Source organism: Pedobacter sp. UYP24 (assembly GCF_054057295.1).
In genome coordinates this window covers 474,196-492,716 of sequence record NZ_JBSRZD010000002.1, presented here as the reverse complement: position 1 = coordinate 492,716, position 18,521 = coordinate 474,196, and the positions used below count along the sequence as shown (strand labels likewise).

At 39.7% G+C, this 18,521-nt stretch carries 15 protein-coding genes, 1 tRNA gene and 1 pseudogene; 6 read left to right on the top strand and 11 right to left on the bottom strand.

The window, feature by feature from the left end; all coding sequences use genetic code 11:
• Positions 1 to 5 precede the first annotated feature (5 nt).
• The gene (locus tag ACVWYN_RS06825) at positions 6 to 2,843 is read right to left on the bottom strand and encodes an outer membrane beta-barrel protein (protein ID WP_457288081.1); all 2,838 of its coding nucleotides are present in this window, start codon (positions 2,841 to 2,843) and stop codon (positions 6 to 8) included.
• A 194-nt stretch (positions 2,844 to 3,037) separates the two neighbouring features.
• Here ACVWYN_RS06825 and ACVWYN_RS06820 point away from each other — a divergent pair, with 194 nt between their 5' ends.
• Positions 3,038 to 6,280, top strand: coding sequence for a glycosyl hydrolase (locus tag ACVWYN_RS06820; RefSeq protein WP_457288080.1), 3,243 nt, complete (start codon positions 3,038 to 3,040; stop codon positions 6,278 to 6,280).
• On the opposite strand, the gene ACVWYN_RS06815 is transcribed toward ACVWYN_RS06820, so the two are convergent.
• The 4 genes from ACVWYN_RS06815 to ACVWYN_RS06800 form a co-directional block, all read right to left on the bottom strand.
• The gene (locus ACVWYN_RS06815; protein WP_457288079.1) at positions 6,239 to 7,414 is read right to left on the bottom strand and encodes a hypothetical protein; all 1,176 of its coding nucleotides are present in this window, start codon (positions 7,412 to 7,414) and stop codon (positions 6,239 to 6,241) included. The two genes, ACVWYN_RS06820 and ACVWYN_RS06815, sit on opposite strands and share 42 nt — an antisense overlap.
• A 1,091-nt stretch (positions 7,415 to 8,505) precedes the next feature.
• Complete coding sequence (locus tag ACVWYN_RS06810; RefSeq protein ID WP_457288078.1) at positions 8,506 to 8,745, bottom strand: hypothetical protein; 240 nt, start codon at positions 8,743 to 8,745, stop codon at positions 8,506 to 8,508.
• Position 8,746: 1 nt separating this feature from the next.
• Positions 8,747 to 9,262 (bottom strand): PRC-barrel domain-containing protein, encoded by a 516-nt coding sequence (locus ACVWYN_RS06805; RefSeq protein ID WP_457288077.1) that lies wholly within the window; start codon positions 9,260 to 9,262, stop codon positions 8,747 to 8,749.
• A gap of 16 nt (positions 9,263 to 9,278) precedes the next feature.
• The gene (locus ACVWYN_RS06800) at positions 9,279 to 9,848 is read right to left on the bottom strand and encodes an OmpA family protein (RefSeq protein ID WP_457288076.1); all 570 of its coding nucleotides are present in this window, start codon (positions 9,846 to 9,848) and stop codon (positions 9,279 to 9,281) included.
• 91 nt (positions 9,849 to 9,939) lie between these two features.
• On the opposite strand from ACVWYN_RS06800, the gene ACVWYN_RS06795 reads away from it, so the two are divergent.
• The 4 genes and pseudogenes from ACVWYN_RS06795 to ACVWYN_RS06780 all read left to right on the top strand — a co-directional run.
• Positions 9,940 to 10,293, top strand: coding sequence for a hypothetical protein (locus tag ACVWYN_RS06795; protein ID WP_457288075.1), 354 nt, complete (start codon positions 9,940 to 9,942; stop codon positions 10,291 to 10,293).
• 81 nt (positions 10,294 to 10,374) lie between these two features.
• Positions 10,375 to 11,265 carry a sigma-54 interaction domain-containing protein gene (locus ACVWYN_RS06790; protein WP_457288074.1) on the top strand — a complete coding sequence of 297 codons (891 nt, stop codon included), beginning with the start codon at positions 10,375 to 10,377 and terminating at the stop codon, positions 11,263 to 11,265.
• 568 nt (positions 11,266 to 11,833) lie between these two features.
• Positions 11,834 to 12,613, top strand: a complete 780-nt coding sequence (locus ACVWYN_RS06785; RefSeq protein ID WP_457288073.1) for a DUF3800 domain-containing protein — start codon at positions 11,834 to 11,836, stop codon at positions 12,611 to 12,613.
• 125 nt (positions 12,614 to 12,738) lie between these two features.
• A pseudogene (locus ACVWYN_RS06780) lies at positions 12,739 to 12,888 on the top strand (DUF4411 family protein); the annotation flags it as partial.
• Between the two features lie 333 nt (positions 12,889 to 13,221).
• Here ACVWYN_RS06780 and ACVWYN_RS06775 read toward each other — a convergent pair.
• The 5 genes from ACVWYN_RS06775 to ACVWYN_RS06755 form a co-directional block, all read right to left on the bottom strand.
• A tRNA-Ser gene (locus ACVWYN_RS06775) sits at positions 13,222 to 13,308 on the bottom strand.
• Positions 13,309 to 13,406: 98 nt separating this feature from the next.
• Positions 13,407 to 14,402: a YihY/virulence factor BrkB family protein gene (locus ACVWYN_RS06770; RefSeq protein WP_457288072.1), complete on the bottom strand. Its 996-nt coding sequence runs from the start codon at positions 14,400 to 14,402 to the stop codon at positions 13,407 to 13,409.
• A 9-nt stretch (positions 14,403 to 14,411) separates the two neighbouring features.
• Positions 14,412 to 14,816: an acyl-CoA thioesterase gene (locus tag ACVWYN_RS06765; protein ID WP_457288071.1), complete on the bottom strand. Its 405-nt coding sequence runs from the start codon at positions 14,814 to 14,816 to the stop codon at positions 14,412 to 14,414.
• 1 nt (position 14,817) lies between these two features.
• Complete coding sequence (gene mltG, locus ACVWYN_RS06760) at positions 14,818 to 15,873, bottom strand: endolytic transglycosylase MltG (protein WP_457288070.1); 1,056 nt, start codon at positions 15,871 to 15,873, stop codon at positions 14,818 to 14,820.
• Between the two features lie 15 nt (positions 15,874 to 15,888).
• Positions 15,889 to 16,659: a PASTA domain-containing protein gene (locus tag ACVWYN_RS06755; protein ID WP_457288069.1), complete on the bottom strand. Its 771-nt coding sequence runs from the start codon at positions 16,657 to 16,659 to the stop codon at positions 15,889 to 15,891.
• A gap of 101 nt (positions 16,660 to 16,760) precedes the next feature.
• On the opposite strand from ACVWYN_RS06755, the gene ACVWYN_RS06750 reads away from it, so the two are divergent.
• Positions 16,761 to 17,747, top strand: a complete 987-nt coding sequence (locus tag ACVWYN_RS06750) for a D-alanine--D-alanine ligase (protein WP_457288068.1) — start codon at positions 16,761 to 16,763, stop codon at positions 17,745 to 17,747.
• Positions 17,748 to 17,761: 14 nt separating this feature from the next.
• On the opposite strand, the gene ACVWYN_RS06745 is transcribed toward ACVWYN_RS06750, so the two are convergent.
• A complete protein-coding gene (locus ACVWYN_RS06745) occupies positions 17,762 to 18,517 on the bottom strand; it encodes a DUF3575 domain-containing protein (RefSeq protein WP_457288067.1) in 756 nt (251 codons plus the stop codon).
• Positions 18,518 to 18,521 lie beyond the last annotated feature (4 nt).

Genomic DNA, 18,521 nt, shown 5'->3' with positions numbered 1-18,521 from the left:
CAACGTTAATCTGGATCAACTCTGAAATTTCTACCACCAAATTTGGATAAATTGTAGCTCAAATTTAAAGAGTACACCCGCGTTAACTGATTGCTGCGGCTATCGGTAATGGTATTCCCAGAAACCATTCTGTATGTGTTGTTACCCTGGGCTAATAAATCATTTCCCGAAATACTCAAACTCATAGACTTATCTTTCAAAAATCTCTTCTCCATTCCAATATTGATAATAAATGGATTTGTATTGGCCAATACATAACCATAATTGATGCTTTTTGACATGCGAAAGTTGACGTAGTAGGTTTTTTTTATGGTCACGCGACCGCTTGCATTTAGATCTAAGTTACTGGTATTTATAATGGGCTGATCTGTAGTTGCACTATTTCTATTTAAATTATAGGAGATATTTGTTGAGAATGATGAATTTTTAAATCTAAAATCTCCATTAAGATAGTTACCGAAGGTGGTGGTTCTGAAAAAAGTAATTGAAGAAATCTGGCCTATAACGAGAGGTTGGAATGATGTCTCATACAATGAATTTAAGTTGTTTTTATTGGTTATAGAATAGCTTGTCTGAGCATATAAAGTAATTTTTTTTGTTGTAAAATTACCCTGCAATTGTTGTGAGAAATTAAGTCCTTTTCCAAATAACTTTTCATTGTTAAAGATAACTGGTCGACTAGAAAAGCCCATTGTACCTGAATACGAAATCGAATATTGATTTTTTTTGAGGGGTATGTAAAACTGGTAGTTGCCATTAACCTGATAGTTGCCATTTACGTTTTCATACCTCGTAATTTGCTTAAGACTGTTTAACGTGTCTGGTAGTAACGATATATTGCTCACGATCTCTCTTTGTATTAAAGAAGAGTTTAGTCCCAGTTGTAATGATCTGCCAGTTTTTAATTGAGCAATATTAAAGTTTGTACTGAGATTATGGTTCAGTGATGCTTTGAGATTTGGATTTCCTATGATAATATTCTGTAAATTTTGAGCATTATGAATGGATTGCAGCTGTGAGATACCTGGGTTGTTTGCATATACTTGATAATACAACGATATGGTTTTCCCTGGAGATAGGTTTTTACTGTAGTTTATACTTGGCGAAAAATTTAGATTATAAGTTTTTATGTTTTGGTTTGATCTTAGATCCTGATTGTTGAGCAAGTTGGAACTTGTATTTAACCCAATATTATATCTTCCCTTGTTGGATTCGTAGTTGTAATTGGTGCCAAAAGATTGGTTGAGTGTTATGGTACTAAAGGCTGTGCTTAGTGAGTCTACAAATGAACTGATATTGTTTTTGTTGTTGAATACAAATGTTGAAACCTCATTTCTTGCATTTCCTGTCGAGACATTATAAGAGAAATTCAAACTTTGTCTTGCTATGGTGTCTTTAGGCTTTTTTAAACCCAAGCTGTAATTGAACCCAAATGATAAATTCTTGTTCGATGTTTTGCTGCTCAAATCTCTCTTCAACAACGAATCTTTTAGTAAAGCGCCATTGTTTTTGTTGTAATATATTGTATTGTTGCTGATATTCTGATCTGAGAATCTATTGTATAATGAAAACGAACTGTGTCCTGAAAAGGAATTTTTATTGTTCTTTAGTTTTTTTGAAAACGACATGTTGCCACCGAAATTTGGCGAGGAACTGCTGGAGCTGTTTCTGCTCTTTAAGTCTTGCCTCAAAATGCCGTATTGGTTATTAAGGGAGTTATTCTCGTTGCTTGATTTAGTGAAGCCACCAACAAAACTGCCTTGTATAAATACCTTTTTATTATTATAGTTGGTGCTGGCAGACAGTCTGTGGTTGTAAACATTGCTATTGCCCTGGTTTTGTGAATTGTTAATAAATTTTTCTTCTGGATTTAGCGATTCCGTTACCTGCTCTTTTGAAAAAGCATTTCCATCGTTATTAAAGTTGTAACCAACTCTGGCATCCATAAACTCATTTATTTTGTCGCTATGATTTGCATTTACGTCAATCTTATTGTTAGTACCTACACCATTATTTGAAGTGTTGCCGCCTAATGCAAGTGCGCTTTGTTTGCTTTTTTCCCAACGTTTCATATCCAAGCGGCTGCCAATCATATTATTCGTTCCGGCAGTGCCAGTAATGTTTCCAAACGCGCCATTGTCCATTCCAGGTTTGGTTATGATATTAAGGATCTTCCTGGGTTCTCCTATTTTAATTCCCGTAAAATTTGCTTCATCACCAAAATCATCAATTATCTGCATTTTTGAAACGATACCAGCGGGAAGTTTTCCGATAAAATCTTTGATATCACTAGTGAAAAATTCCTTTCCGTTTACCTTGATTACCTTCATGCTTTTGCCCATGGTGGTAGTATTATAGTCTTTGTCAATTTCTATCCCCGGAAATTGTCTTAGTAGATCTGCCATATTATCACCTTCATTTACCTGAAACGCACCGGCATTATATTCCACTGTGTCTTTCATGAACTTTATAGGATTAGGTTTTCCTGTAATCTCTACTTCCTTTAACATTTCACTTGATATTTTCAAGATAAATGAACCCAGTTTTTTATGCTTTTCTTTTTCACTAAAGGAAAAATTCGCTTTCAGATCAATGTATCCAAAAGCGCTTATCAGAATGGAAAAGCTATTGGTGGTTACCTTTGAAAATCGAAAATCTCCATAACTGTCTGTTTCAGTACTTAAAGTATCTTTACCAGCAATTAGCAATACCTTAACATTTTCGATTCCTGTTTTAGTGGAATCTAGTACTGATCCCGAGATCTTACGGTTGTTTTGGGCCAGTAAATTGGCAATATTGAAGCAAATCAATAAGAAGGTGAGGGCGCTTATTTTTTCTAACATATCAGGTTAATACGCAAATCTATATTTTTATTCCAATATTAAGTACTGAAACAGCGCTACAAGAAAATTCTTTTGTAAAAATAGTTAAACATGATGGTACATAACAGTTTAGTAAATCAAGCGACCTATATTGTCGATAAACCAAATGTAGAACTGAAATGAATAGTACGCGTTTTTCCGGATTGTTTTTGTTAATGATGTTAGTCGTTTTTGTCACTTCTTTAAGCGCACAAGTTTCCAAGGTTCCTTTTCTCCCTTCAAAACAAGAACTTAACCGTCCTTTTGGTAAATATGATGAAGTATCTTTTCTCCATCCCCCAAAAGTATACCACCCCGAAACCTGGTTTCATTATATTGGTGGCAACGTATCTAAAGCAGGAATTACCAGGGATTTGGAAGCAGTAGCAAAGGCAGGCTTTTCTGGTATCCAGCTTTTTCATGGACAATTTGGTGGGCCATGGCCTGGTGTACAACCACAAATAGCCAGTCTTAGTCCAAGTTGGGACGATGCTGTAAAACATACTGCACAGGAATGCCGCCGTTTGGGTATTCGGTTTACAATGAACAATTGTCCCGGTTGGGCAACATCTGGTGGCCCCTGGATTGAACCTGAAAACGCCATGCGTAACCTGATTTGGAACCGTACGGATATCACAGGAGGTAAGATGATCAATCAGACACTGCCTGTTCCTGAGCCCCATACTGAATCATGGCGCGACTACCATGACATAACGGTGTTGGCTTTTCCCACCCCAATTGGCGATACGGGTAAACCACTTGTTCCAGCATCTATAAAAAGCAACACCAGTTTTAAATGGGGACCTTATTTTGCTGGTGAGGCCAAAGAATCTTTGCACTTATCGCCTGCCACTGCAGATCAGCCAAATTGGATAGAGGTTACGTTTACCAATGATGTGCCGGTACGGAGCCTGGAGTTTTCAAGTGTACAAGCTTTTAACCATGGCCAAAGTTATGAACCCGGAATTAAGATTGCGATACAAGCTATTTTGCCAGATGGTAAAATAAAAGAGATACTAACCGCAGATATGCCACAATCCAACTGGCAGGATGATAGGCCGATTACTTTTGCCTGTTCTGAAATTGCCGGCGTAAAGAAATATCGTATTACTGTAATTAATAAATATGATATGGCTTTATCGTCGCTCAGGCTATTCTCTGCAGCAAGGAAGAATAGCTGGGAGTCAGAAGCGGGCTGGACTTTACGCAGTCTAGAACGTGCGGGTCAGCATCCTGTGCAATCGCCAGAGGCATTCCTAAAGACAGACCAAATCATTGATCTTTCTGGAAAAATGGATAAGGATGGTAAATTGACCTGGCAAGCACCTAAAGGCAAATGGACGATATTGCGCCTGGGTCATGTTAATTCAGGTAAGCAAAATGGTCCTGCGCCTATAGAAGGCACAGGCTGGGAGGCAGATAAATTTGCTAAGTCTGGCGCAGACGCGCATTTTGCAGGTTATATAGGCCGTTTGTCAGGCGCTAATGGCCCTCTTGCCGGAGGATTGTTGAATGGGATGCTGATTGATAGTTGGGAGTGTCATACACAGAGCTGGACACCAGCGATGGAACAAGAGTTTAAGCGTTTTGCTAAATATGACCTTCGTAACTGGCTACCTGCACTACTCGGCTACGTCATTAAAGATCACCAAACTACCTCCCGATTTTTAACAGATTGGCGTAAAACGATTAATGACCTGATGACCCATAACTATTATGGTGAGATGTCTTCAAAAGCCCATCAAAATGGGTTATATGTAACCTATGAAACGGCCGCAGGAGATGTTTTTCCTGCTGATATAATGGAATATTTTAAATATGCAGATGTACCGATGTGTGAATTTTGGGAGCCGATGAGCGATGGATTTGTAGGGTCTTTAAATTTTAAACCGATAAAACCTACGGCATCTGCAGCGCGGATGTATGGTAAGCCCCGAGTTGCTACGGAAGCATTTACTTCTATGAACCTATCCTGGGATGAACACCTTGATATGCTCAAAGAAGTCGCCAATGTGAACAGCATACAGGGGGTTTCGCATTTTGTCTTTCATACCTATACCCTTAACCCACAAGAGCCTTTTATTGCTCCTGGTACATCGTTCGGAGCGGGAATTGGCACCCCTTTTATAAGGGGACAAACCTGGTGGAATTATATGCCTGATTTTACAGACTACTTATCGCGCTGTACTTATATGCAGGAAAGAGGTAGGCCGGTTTCTGACGTGCTTTGGTACCTGGGCGACGAGATAGACCATAAACCCAATCAGAATGCTCCTTTTCCGGTAGGGTTTAAATACGACTATTGCAATCCTGATGTATTGTTGAATAGACTTAGGGTAGAAAATGGTCTGCTTGTTACTCCTGAAGGAATTAGTTACAGGTTATTGTGGTTGCCAGATGCGCCGCATATGCTACCAGAAACATTAGAAAAATTACATGCTTTGCTGCGCGAAGGTGCTACGATTGTCGGAGAGGCGCCTATAGGATTGGCAACCCTCACCGGCGGTGATGCGGCTAAAATGCGCTTTGATGCGGCTGTCAAAAATATTTGGGGGGCTGCTACCGTCAAAGGAATTAGAAAGATTTGCAAAGGCAGCATGATATCAGGCCTTACAATAGATGAGGCAATAACTACATTAAAGATAGCACCTGATGTTTTAGGTGGAGATGCGCTATGGGCGCACAGGCAGATTGAGGGTGCCGATTGGTATTTTGTGAGCGCTCCGCGCGGGAAAGGTTTTACAGGTGAACTTAATTTTAGAAGCAGCGGAACAGTGGAATTATGGGATCCCGTTACCGGAACGTCCAGAGTGGTCTCAAGTCGCCGTGTGGGTAACCGCACCTTTGTAGAAATTGATCTTGTTAAATCTTCCTCCTGCTTTATCGTTTTTCGTAAAAATGGCGGTAAGCCAGCTTTGCTTAATGTACCTAAAGTAGTTAAATCAATAGCGATTACAAGCCCATGGATCCTCACTTTTCCAGCAGGTTGGGGCGTGACTGATGCCTTGTCGTTAACAGAATTGAAAGCATGGAAGGATTTGGATATCTCAGCCGAGGGGAAGTCATTTTCAGGAACGGCATCCTACACTACTACGTTTGATATCGATAATCTCAGTGCTGGGAAGGAATACCTATTAGATTTAGGTAACGTTGATATGGCTGCGGAAGTATCCTTAAACGGCAAGGCACTAAGGAAGCTTTGGGCGCCGCCTTATCGCGTCAGCTTAAAAGAATTGGTAAAACAGGGTAAGAATACACTAACTGTAGCGGTTACAAGTACCTGGTTTAACCGACTTGTTTATGATGCCGGACAACCTGAATCTAAGCGTAAAACCTGGACAATATCGGGCCCCGGAAAAGATTCTGGCTTAAGAAAATCAGGCTTGTTGGGACCAGTAAAAATTGATGTGCTGAACTGAAACGAGCATGTGAATTACCTCGCGACCGCTTTTCCAGCGCCTCAAAAGATTGGCCTTTTGTATTCCTTTTCTGTCTTTAATGTCCCGGTTGGGCTTGTAGTAATGCGGCATAAAATCTTTCATCGCATTGTGAATATCATTTGCCTTTCCGTTTAACAACAGATTAGGTTTGCTTTTTACTAATCCTGCGAGAGCATCTGCCATGCTAGCTGCGTAATAGGGACAATCCCAGTCGTGTCGATATGGATTATCCCCTTTAATGTTAACTTTTTGAAGTGGATGAGAAAGGTCTTCAATGGTCTCTGCCACTGCGCAACCAAATACATTGGTGTATTCATTAATAAAGTGATTCCACCAGCGGGGGTGATGCGGCAATTCCTTAAGTAGCGTATCGCAAACCAGAATGCGCTTTGGAAAATTGGGGATTGCCGGGTCCATCATTAACAGAGATACGCCAAAATGCCCTTCCTCTGGAGAATGCCTACTATAAATTAAAAAGAATTGAGGATTCGTTTCTCCAGTCTCATGTAATGCAGCGGTAAGTATTTTTACGTCTTGCAATCGATCTTCCAGAAATCCGCGTTTAAAAAGCACATGTAAAGAACCAATTGATTTTAATCTGCAACGTTTACTATTTTCATCAAATACATTTCCATTGGCAGGGCGGCTTGTAAAGTGGTTGCCACTGTTATAACGGATTTCTTCTGATTCTAAAGGATAGGTATTGATTTCTGCAGTATCTCCAGCGTCGGTTTGCTTGTTAGGTTGAACTGAGCGGAATGGGATATGCATATTTTCACTATCCATCCGTCGGGCGAGGTTATAAATTCGCTGCTCCGTTAATGCAAGTAGCGGATCACCAGTGATGGGATCAAAATAAACTCTTTTGGAACGCCTGCCCAAATGACGGGCAATAAAACGATGTTTTAATAATTGCTGAATTGGATGTTCTGTGTTTAAAAAAAAATCCCGTAAGGCATCATTTACCACGTATTCATTCAATGACTGATCAAACTGTAATAACGTTTTATCCTGATGCTTATGCACCCATTTAAGCAAAAACTTATATACTTCGTAATCAAAACGAAGGTTAGTCTGTTCAGCTTTTTCTTTTTCACTAACGCGTTCTAACATTATCTTCCCCCAGACTAATTACCTGTAGCAATATCGTTGTAAAAAACCAGATAATCGCTATGCTTTCTGAACTTTAAAAAAGATTGACACTAATGTTATTTAATTTTTAGATTTCCAGCTGGATGACGATGAATTTCGAGCCAATAATGGAATAGTAACTGGTGATTTGACAATTTTTTGGATTTATGAATTGGGTGATATTAACTAAGGAATATGGTTAGATAAAGGATGTCGGCAGGCTAAAAATAATTTGGAAGCTAGCTGAATTCATAAAATAAAAGGTAGTAGGGTCGGGTAGTCGTTGTAACCATGGCAAGTAATTGGATTTAAAACTTCCAACGATTATTACAGTCGTAACATCTCGCGTAGTTCTTTTTGGAGAACGTATACATACATGCATTATATAATATCCCAAAAATACAAACTATTGATGCCAAGATACCAAATACATAGACGGAAGTAAATAATACCAATGAAAAAGATATCAGCAGAAGTATGATTATGATAACTATACAGCTTAAGCGAAATTTATGAGTTACGTGTTTGGTATTATAACTTTCACAGTTTGGGCATTGAACTTGGAGCATAAGAGGTTTTTATTAATAATAAATATAGCATTCTTTCTATTACCGTTAATAATAACCTTTTCTAAAGTAGGTGATTTGTTATTTCATAGCACATAAGATGAAAGCGATTTGAGCACTTAAGAAGTCGACCTGCAGTAGCGTAACTTTTACTAATAATCAAATAATTCTGTAATGATCAAGTTTATATTCAGAAGCTATATGAAACGTGGTTAATACATGGTTAGTACATGGTTGCTACATCTGTGGATGTACCAACTATGTTCCAACTATGTTCCAACCATGTTCCAACCATGTATCAACCACCTAGTATGATTGAATTATTCGCAACTGCTCTATTAAAAAAAAGGGTTTAGGAATTATTATAATCGATTCGTAAAACATCCTGGGCGTGATGAACCAAGGCGCAATAACCGCGATTACGCCAATTAGCAACAAGCTTAGATGCATTTTTCATCTGTAGCGTTTTTGCTAAGTGAATAGCTGATTAACGTGCGGAATTTTTAGTTATGCCGCGGGCAGATTGTTGACTTCAAAGCCCCCATAACTGGTCATATCGGCAGTATGCACTACTGTGAGTTTAAGCTTCATTCTTTGAATCAGCTCTTTTGCTGAAGTGATGCTCCTGTGGATGTCATTCATTCCGCGGATTTCAATGCCTTTAGCCATGAGCTTAAATTTATTGGGTTCATATTTCTCAATGAACTTTTGCAGGTCGGCACTGATCTTAGTTGCTTTATTTTCCATATTATTTTTCATGATCTTGTTGGTCAATACTTTGCTTAGGGATACCTCCACGGCTATAGAATCGTCCTCTGTCAAAGTGATGATGATTGTAAAAATGGGTCTGATCAAATTCTGTAATGGTTTCCTCGATCCTTAGCGCGGCCGGACTTCCAATAATTGAACGGATTTGGACTTCCAGTTCAGGGCCGATCTGATCTTTGTAATAGGCCGGAAGTGCATTGTACTGATCCAGGTGCAGACCTGGCAATACCACTTCATCATTACTAGTATGCAGATGGGCGATCCCCAAAGGGATCATCACTTTCTTTTGTTCGAGGTTCATGCCGTTGTTTTTCAGGTCAACTACCAAATAGCGCACGGCGCGGGTTTGCGGATCGAATAAGAGCTCTTCTACTTCGCCGATATAAGTTCCGCTTTCGTTCTTAACCTCCCATCCAATAATATTGGGTTCCTCATCAACAATTTGAAAGTCGCTGCCACTGAGTTCCTGCAGGTATCTGTATGTGTTTTGTTCCATGATATTAGATTTAAAATTATTGTTTAGGGAAAACTACAATGGAGACATTGCGGTTCTGTTGCCTGCCCGATTTGGTTTCATTGGTTGCGACTGGCTTCGTTTCTCCCAGAGACTGAACAGTGATGTTATCTGTAGCAACTTTCTCGTGCTCAGCAAGCCAGTTTCTAACTACCGTGGCACGCTCGCGTCCAAGTTCTTTGTTTTCATCCGCCGGGCCGGTAGAGTCGGTACTGCCGAACACCCCAATGCTTGCCTCCGGGAAACGCTTGTTCAGTACATCAGCAATCATCTGTAATTTTTGGATGCCCTTCTCGCTTAGGTCATTTCCCGCAGTTGGAAATAGGATGTTCTCCCCAAGCATGTAAATGGTGTAACTGCCGCCATTACGTGTCTGGATCTCACTGTCAGTAATGTCAGCATCAGTTTGAGCTGCTGAGTTGAAATCAATACTGTTCCAGTCCGGAGTTGTTTTCGCGATCACCATACTCGTATCAGTTGGTATGGAATCACGGGCGCTGGTATCGCCATCTGCACTACATTTTCTGATCAGCATGCCGGCCAACAAAAATACCAGTAAGACAATCAATAACCAGACCCACCAAGGTCTTGAAGGTTTTGGTTCTACTTCTAAATGTGCCATAATTTTCTCGTTAATATTTGATTGACTTCTAAGGAAGTTGCTGGTAGAACAGCCGTTGCCGGAAATTGTTTCCCGGTCAATTCGCGGTGGTCGTTTAGGTGGAGTTGGCGAAGTAGAGAATCCTACTCAACACAATGACACATTTTTTGCTGACCCTAACCTTTGTCAACAAGAAATTACAAACATGAAATCAAATCTGGTCATGTACTTAAATGTACCAGATAGACCTGGATTTATGTTTTCTTTTTACAGCCGTAAAAGCAATGTTTATGTTAAAAGTCACCTTAACCTGGTTAGCAGGCTGCAGCGATCCATGCCTGTCGCGGTGGAGCAAGTAAGGTTCAGGATAAAAAATCTTCCTGACTTAGCCCATAACCCGCCGGCTTATTAACCAGAGCTGTCAAAAAATGGATTTGAAGGTATTACCGGCAGCAGTCATCTTCTGCTAACCGCCCTCGATCATCTATCACTGGTGGGTCCAACCGAAACCTCTGTACTGCTACTTGGAGAAAGTGGGACCGGTAAAGAGAGATTTGCCAAACCAATCCAAGCCCTCTCAGCCCGCAGCAACAAGCCTTTTATCGTAGTTAATTGTGCAGCTTTGCCGGTACAACTGGTAGAATCAGAACTTTTCGGACATGAAAAAGGTGCTTTTACCGGGGCTTCAGATCGCAGGACGGGTAAATTTGAACAGGCGTCTGGGGGCACTATTTTCCTGGATGAAATAGGAGAAATGCCTTTAAAATCGCAATCCAAATTATTGAGGGTATTGCAGGAAAAAGAAGTAGAAAGGTTGGGCGGAAAGGAAGCTGTTAAAATCAATGTGCGGATCATTGCCGCGACCAACTGCAATCTGGAAAAGGAGGTGGCTGCGGGAAGGTTCCGGCTAGACTTGTATTATCGCCTGAATATCTTTCCTATCGTACTCCCGGCACTCAGAGACCGCAAGGAAGACATCGCCGAACTCGCCGAGTTTTTCCTGCTCAAGTATGCGGACCGTGTTGGGAAAAAAGAGCTCGCCCTATCTCCGCAGGCATTGAATGACCTTTCTGCATATAACTGGCCTGGCAACGTGCGGGAACTTGAGCATCTGATTGAGCGCAACGTTCTGCTTACCCGTGGAAATGTGATTGAAAGGATACATCTGCCATTGGTTAAAACTGAGACTGGCACTTCCAATACCGACGACAGGATAAAATCTATAGATGATAACGAAAGAGAATATATAATAAGCGTGCTTAAAAAGTGCAACGGTCGGATTTCTGGTCCTGGAGGCGCTGCAGAATTGCTGGGCGTACCTTCCACCACGCTCAACTCAAAAATAAAGAGGCTGGGAATAACCAGAAAATTTACAGGAGGGTAGTTAAGGTAGATCGCCTTATATCTGGTTTTTTTGTTTCATAAAGTGTCTGGCTTCGGCCTGGCTTCGTCCTGCCTTCGGTACGGCTTCGTACGTCGGTTATCCATTCGGTATCGGTTCGATATCCGTTCGTCATCCTTGGTATATCTAAAAGATGATTAAATAACCGTCGATGTGCCTTTAATGGATGTAAGATATACGAAGCCAGGTACAAGGTAAACGGGATCCAGAATTGAGCTTTGTTCGGTATGGAATAAGGAAAAATGGCTGTTTGATGGCTGTGTTCTCGGTGTCTGATGGGTGTTGGCTCGGTGTATTCACCCAGAACATACCCCTACAAGGCCGATTTGACCCAGAAACTAGAGTTTTTTCTGTGCAGGACATATAAACCAATAATCAATTCAACTAGACAACGATAGACCCGAAGATCATAAATGAGTTACTACCTAGTAGAGAATTTCTGAGACACTCTACTAGATGAATTATGATGTTGGTTGTCTGATTTTTAATTAATTAACTTTAGTTAATATTACAAAAATCAAATTTTACAAACAATATAGACCTACCAATAATGGGAAATTTTTATGTGGATGATAGTGTGCATGATCACGCCGGATTTATTTTATGTGCTTGCGTTTATGCTTCTGCTGAAATTGAACAGGAATTAGTTGATTTAATGAAATCATGCGGACTTGATCCCGATGAATTTGAATATAAAAGTTCCGCTAACTATTCAAAACAACCTGAACTTGCTGAATTTAGATCGGAACTAAAGGGATTAGTCCAGCAGAGCTGTAGGTATGGTATTGTTGTATTGCCAAGAGATAAGCGAGAGAACGTAGGTCAGGAATGCCTACTTGCGATCGACCAGTTTGTTAAAGTGAACCCACAGGTTGGCACATCTGTTTCGATTTTTATGGACCAAGGGATGTTCTCGTCCTTGAATGTTGCCAATACGATGTTTAATGCCTTAAAATTCGAAGACGCCAAACTCTACGCCGAACAGGATTCAAGACATATTAGGGGTATTCAATTGGCAGATTTGATTGCTCACATGGCTTCGATCCAACTCAAATCAGCGATGGGGCTAATAAATAAAATGGTAAAAGCTGGTGGAAATTCCGGGTACGACCCCGACATGGAAATGGAACTTAGTTTTGAGATGTTTGGCACATTAAGGTATTGCATTTTTAATGAAGGCAGTAACAAGCCACAAACCGGGGATGAGTTTGTGGATGCAGTTATGACTGTCGGTAAAGCCGGTCTTTTCATATCTGAAACCTGCGATACTGATTTGGTTGATTGGGCCAGCGGTACTTTTGGAACAATTTATTTGGGTTGTATTCATTGACGCACCTTATGTTCAACTATTTGCAAACTTATTTTGTCTATCTTTTTAACGGAATAGTAAGTAACCAGTGTCCTTTAAATGCGTGCAGCAGCTGATTGAACAAATATGCATGATTAGTTGCTTATTCCATTGCGAATGGTAGTAGAATAGTTACTCATGAAACAAGTGAGCCAAATAGAAAAAGTAAAGTTAAAATCCCAGATGTTTGTTCTCCATTTGGAATAATTTGTGTTAATACGATAGAGATGTTTAGATATTTGGGTGAACAATTCTGAACAACATTCAATACCACCTCAAGGTCAATCCAAAATCATTGCCAAACTAAACTGAACTACTTTGACAACAGATCTACAAATGCATCAGCAGAATCTTTAACGCTAAAATAAAGGCTTTCAGAACTCAGTGTAGAGGATTGAAAAATGTAGAATTCTTCCTATACAGGTTAACTCAACCTTATGACTAAAAAGAAAAAAGTATTTCTAATCGACAACATTTGGCATTGATCCAAATTTGCACTACTAATTACACTACAAATATTCGTGTTTAATGAAAAAGCCCCTAGAAATTAATCTAAGGGCTGTTTTTTGTGTTTGCTTAAAACAAACGTGCGGAGAGTGGGGGATTCGAACCCGCGGACCCTTTAACAAGTCAACAGTTTTCAAGACTGCCGCAATCGACCACTCTGCCAACTCTCCGGCGCAAAAGTACAAATACTCCTTTATTCTGCAAATAATGTAATGGATTTTTTAACAAAATGTTGTTAAAGACTTAAAACAGAGCTAGAAAATTTTTATTAGTGCGCTAACTTATCTTCTGCAGGAGCAGGTTTTTTAAACAAATTGAAGTTTGGCTTGATGATTTTCACACTACGCTTAGACAAATCTACACTTGCATTGAGCTCAAAACCTACCAATAATATCAACGAATTAAGGTACAACCAGATCATAATAACAATTAAAGTTCCAATAGATCCGTAAATTTTGTTGTAAGAGCTGAAGTTATTGATGTAAAATGAGAAGCCCCAGATGGTTAAAAAGGCAAGAATTGTTGCCAGCCATGATCCTGCACTAAAGAAACGCCATTTTTTAGCATGAGCTGGCCCGTAGCGATACAAAATTGAAATGGCTACAAAATATAATGTGCCCAATAAAGCCCATCTACTTAATTGTATTACAAAGGTGATCAGGCCATCTTTAATATTCAATTCTGAATTCAGGTAATTCAATGCAAATTCACCTACGGTCATTGCTATAATGCAAACGATCACAGAAAGTGTAATTATTATAGTTAGCACAATTGCAATAAGTCGCTGTTTAAACCAAGTTCTGGTTTCAATAATTAAAGATGATTTGTTAAATGCCATCATCAAATTATGAACACCATTGGTAGAAAAGAAAAGGGCAAGGATAAAACCAAAAGAAAGTAAACCCCCATTCTGCTTCAATACAATCTCTTCCAGTGTCGTTTTAAAAGCTCCGTAGGCATCTTGTGGTAGTATCAGAATGATAAGTTCCATCAGCTTGTTTTGGAAATTCATACCACCCCATTTGGGTATAAAAGGAATTAGGGTAAACAAAAAGATAATACCCGGAAAAATGGCCAGCATAAAATTGTAGGCAAGGGAGGAAGCCTTGTTCACAAGCGAGTCTTTCCCTATCTCTTTAAAAAAAAATGTGGCAACGGTATAAAGCGGTAGGGGACTAAATCCGGGAAGTATACAAACCTTTGTCCAGTCAATAAATAACGCGTATAGCTTTATCTTTAAGAGTTGTTTGTGTACCCAATTCATACTATCGTATTAAAACCATTGCTTTAGCTTTTCCATAAATTCTGCAGGAGGTAAGCATGGTTTGTTCTTTGCCATGTCAACAAATACCAAGTTCGTATTTCCAATGTTGATTAACTCTTCATCCGCATTAAAAAGCTCGTAATTAAAGTGTATCCTTATACTAGGTAGTTGTGCTACAGTTGTTTTTACGGTAATTTCCTGGTCGTAAAGCGCAGGTTTGATAAATTTACAGTTCAGCTCCAATACAGGGAGCATAATGCCACTCGCTTCCATGGCGGCATAATCCATCCCTAAACTTCTAAGCATTTCTACCCGCCCAACTTCATAGTATTGTGCATAATTGCCATAATACATATAGCCCATCTGATCGGTCTCGCCATACCGTACCCTTATTTTTGTGCTGCTTGTATACATGCTATTTAAAGATGTTTCTCTTGTTTAGCGCCTCTCTGTACTTCTTTGCATTCTTTTCATGCTCCTGAACAGTAACAGCAAAATTATGGTAGCCAGAAAAATCTTCTTTGGCGCACATATAAATATAGTTATTGTTGTTCTTATTCAACACAGCGTCAATGGCATTTATGCTTGGCATCATAATGGGCCCAGGGGGTAAACCGGCATATTTATAGGTGTTGTATGGAGAGGAAACACTTAAAAGTGAATTGGTTACTCTTTTAACAGTAAAATCGCCATTGGCAAAAATTACGGTAGGATCTGCCTGAAGCAAAATTCCCTTGTTTAAGCGATTAAGATATAATCCTGCAATGATGGGCATTTCTTTGTCGTATAGGGCCTCAGCATCAACAATAGAGGCAAGTATGGAGACTTGTATCGGGTTAAGGTTTAAGGCAGCAGCCTTGGCTTTCCTTTCAGCATTCCAAAATTTATCATATTCCTTATGCATCCGCTCAAAAAACTCGGGTGCTGATGTATTCCAGTACATCTCATAAGTGTTAGGGATAAACATGACATAGCTGTTCTCCTTGTTAAATCCGTACTTTTCAATCAGCGCAGCTGAATCCAACAGGTTAAGAAATGTAAGTGAATCTGGTTCTAAACTTTTGGACAGGTAGCCGGCGAAACTGTCTTTCTTCCTGATGTTATGGAACTTCAGTTTTACAGCATCCTGGTTTCCCGCCTTTAGCATGTTAATCAGGCTGCGGTTATTCATTCCTTTCTTAATGCCGTATCTTCCTGGCTTTAAAGAATTAGAAAGTCCCATTTTAGCAGAAGCCTGCTTAAATGTTCCTACATCTATTAGCATGTCTTTCAATTCAAGCTCTTTGATCAGGTCGTCCATGTTGTAACCTGTTCTAACATATAAGTACTTTTCTTTACCTGTTGTGTTTGGCGAAAAATAAACGGAATAGAATTTCATGCCGTAGTATCCGCCAACCACTAAAATTGCCATTAGCAAGGCAAGTATTACTTTCCCTTTTGAAGTCTTGCTTTTGTTTTGCTCTTCTGCCATAAAATATGCGCGTAATTATTTTTTGTTTGATAAAGTAATGTTTACAGGTGTGCCGATTTTAACTTTCGTAACAGAGTCTGTAGCAAATGGTTCTTGTTTTACAATAACTGCCTCCGCTGAATCTGTAATCACACCCTCCCAGGTAACCATTCCCAGGTTGAGCATCGCGCCGTTTCTCAAGGCAAAAAGAGCTTCGTCCTTTGTTAGCCCGATAAGGGTAGGGATTTCAACCTCTTCATTTCCTTTTCCGTCTCCAAGTAGTAAATCTATTTTTGATCCTTTTGGAATTACCTGACCTACAGTGATGGGCTGTCCGCCAAAGGAAACCTGTAAAACCACATCCCTGGCCACATCAGATTTATAGGTGGTATCGCCAAGTTTCAGCCCAAAACTTTCTATAATGGCACGCGCCTGACTAAACGGTTTAGATTCAATATCAGGAAATTTTACATCAGGTGCCTTATTCATGCTAACCGTAAGATAAATTGTACGGTTATCTTTTACATAGGTATTGGCATTTGGATCCTGGTCTATTATCGTGCCCGGAGGGGTATCCATAATGTAAACAGAATCAACCTCATAGCGTAAACCCAGTGCTTCCAGTTTGCTCACTGCCTCTGTAAATGCCAGGCCTTTTAACACAGGTACATTTAGCCCCTGGCCGTGTTTGGTATAATATCTTAAACTAAAAAACGCAACAAATAAAATCACTGCAACAGTAATTACTGCCGCTATTAGATTTGACCTGAAGGATTTTGTTTTAAGATAGGATATGAATTTGGCCATCGTATTTTGTTTTCTCAAGGTGTAAGGCTCAAATTTAGACTAAAAAAATATTTTAATGGAATTAAAATAACATCTGCGCCAACTAATTTATATTTGTCGATATGAAAAAAACGATAGCATTATTAACTGGCGGCACTACTGGAGAGTGGGTTGTGTCAGTAAAAAGTGCAGCTACCATTGCTCATAACCTGGATCATGATAAGTTTGATGTTTATAAGATCATGTTAACACAACAGGGTTGGTTTTATGAACCAGCAGATTCAGTAAAGATCGAGGTAGATCGTAATGATTTTTCGCTCCACATAAGCGGCAGAAAAATAAAGTTCGATGGGGTATTTATAGCTATTCACGGTTCTCCTGGTGAGGATGGGAAGCTACAAGGGTATTTTGACATGATTGGTCTTCCGTATACTACTTGTGATGCCCTCACTTCTGCCATTACCATGAATAAAGGGTATACTAAAGCTATAGTTCAGGATATCCAGCATCTGCATACCGCCAAATCTGTCCAGATATTTAAAGAGACGCCTTTTGATCTCGAAAAAATCAAAGCAGATTTAAAGCTTCCATATTTTGTTAAGCCAAATAATGGCGGTAGTAGTATAGGAATGAGCAAGGTAAACCTTGCAGATGATCTTGAAATGGCAGTGGATAAGGCATTTGAGGAAGATAGTCAGATATTGATTGAAGAGTTTATATCTGGTCGGGAGTTTACCATAGGGGTAGTTAAACTGGATGGTAAGATAACCGTATTGCCTTCCACAGAAGTGACAACTGCTAAAGAGTTCTTTGATTTTGAAGCTAAATATACACCTGGAGTTGCCATTGAAACCACACCGGCAGAGATCAGGTCGGAAACCAGGAATCGTGTTGCGGCAATCGCCGAAGCGGTATACCTAAAATTGAACTGCAGGGGAGTAGTGCGGATAGATTTTATCCTGTCTGGCGATGAAGGCGACTTCTATTTTATTGAAATCAATACCATACCAGGCCAAACAGCTACAAGTTTCATACCCCAGCAGGTGGCTGCTATGGATATGAAACTGAATGATTTTTATACCAAGCTAATTAAGGAAACGATAGGCTAACCGTTTTCTTTTAATTAAAACTTATAGGATACACTGATACCGCCCCTTAAACCTGGGAAGTTGCCATCAAGGTCAACACTGGCGCCGTTTCCATCAACAGTATATTTGGTATTGATCATCGGGATTTTCCCCAAATCGTTCAAGCCATTCCTTAAGCCATTTTGCTCGTCATTGCTCAATGTTTTTGTGCCGGCTATAGTTCCCATCAAAGATCCATAGTTTGGTCCGATGAAAACATCTAGCCCAATTCTTTTGGCCAGATTGAACTCAGACCCTATGTATAAACCTCCTGTAACAGTTTTAATATTACCGCTTAGTGGTATCTCTAAATCTCCCTGAGAGCTTTGAAACAAGTAAGGTCCTGAAGCATTAAAGTTTGAAAAACTGGCGAAAGGGGCAAGGTAAAATCCTTTAAATGCTTGCTTGCCGAGATAGAATCTCACCTCTGGCGTTATAGCAAAGTTACCAGTCTTAAAATTCCTGATCCTTTTGTAAGCCTGGGCATCATTCACTAAGCTTTCTATTTGTCCCTGAAAAGGTAGGGTGGATTCTGGTGCAAATCGCACGCTTAATCCAACGGCAATTTTACTGGCAACTGCACGCTGATACTGGAAAGAAAAATTCTTTAAAATCAATGCGGCAACATTCATTTTAACCTGATTTTTAAAAACTGTACCTGATCCGCTATCTTGTGCAATGGATACTTTGGCGCAAAAAGTAAATCCTATTAAAGTCAATACTTTCAATGAGTTACTGAAATTCGTCTTCATAATT

What these genes read in the sequence shown, in the direction of transcription:
- ACVWYN_RS06825 (WP_457288081.1), bottom strand. Translation starts at nt 2,843, where the DNA reads ATGTTAGAAAAAATAAGCGCCCTCACCTTCTTATTGATTTGCTTCAAT.
- ACVWYN_RS06820 (WP_457288080.1), top strand. Translation starts at nt 3,038, where the DNA reads ATGATGTTAGTCGTTTTTGTCACTTCTTTAAGCGCACAAGTTTCCAAG.
- ACVWYN_RS06815 (WP_457288079.1), bottom strand. Translation starts at nt 7,414, where the DNA reads ATGTTAGAACGCGTTAGTGAAAAAGAAAAAGCTGAACAGACTAACCTT.
- ACVWYN_RS06810 (WP_457288078.1), bottom strand. Translation starts at nt 8,745, where the DNA reads ATGGAAAATAAAGCAACTAAGATCAGTGCCGACCTGCAAAAGTTCATT.
- ACVWYN_RS06805 (WP_457288077.1), bottom strand. Translation starts at nt 9,262, where the DNA reads ATGGAACAAAACACATACAGATACCTGCAGGAACTCAGTGGCAGCGAC.
- ACVWYN_RS06785 (WP_457288073.1), top strand. Translation starts at nt 11,834, where the DNA reads ATGGGAAATTTTTATGTGGATGATAGTGTGCATGATCACGCCGGATTT.
- ACVWYN_RS06770 (WP_457288072.1), bottom strand. Translation starts at nt 14,402, where the DNA reads ATGAATTGGGTACACAAACAACTCTTAAAGATAAAGCTATACGCGTTA.
- ACVWYN_RS06765 (WP_457288071.1), bottom strand. Translation starts at nt 14,816, where the DNA reads ATGTATACAAGCAGCACAAAAATAAGGGTACGGTATGGCGAGACCGAT.
- mltG (WP_457288070.1), bottom strand. Translation starts at nt 15,873, where the DNA reads ATGGCAGAAGAGCAAAACAAAAGCAAGACTTCAAAAGGGAAAGTAATA.
- ACVWYN_RS06755 (WP_457288069.1), bottom strand. Translation starts at nt 16,659, where the DNA reads ATGGCCAAATTCATATCCTATCTTAAAACAAAATCCTTCAGGTCAAAT.
- ACVWYN_RS06750 (WP_457288068.1), top strand. Translation starts at nt 16,761, where the DNA reads ATGAAAAAAACGATAGCATTATTAACTGGCGGCACTACTGGAGAGTGG.
- ACVWYN_RS06745 (WP_457288067.1), bottom strand. Translation starts at nt 18,517, where the DNA reads ATGAAGACGAATTTCAGTAACTCATTGAAAGTATTGACTTTAATAGGA.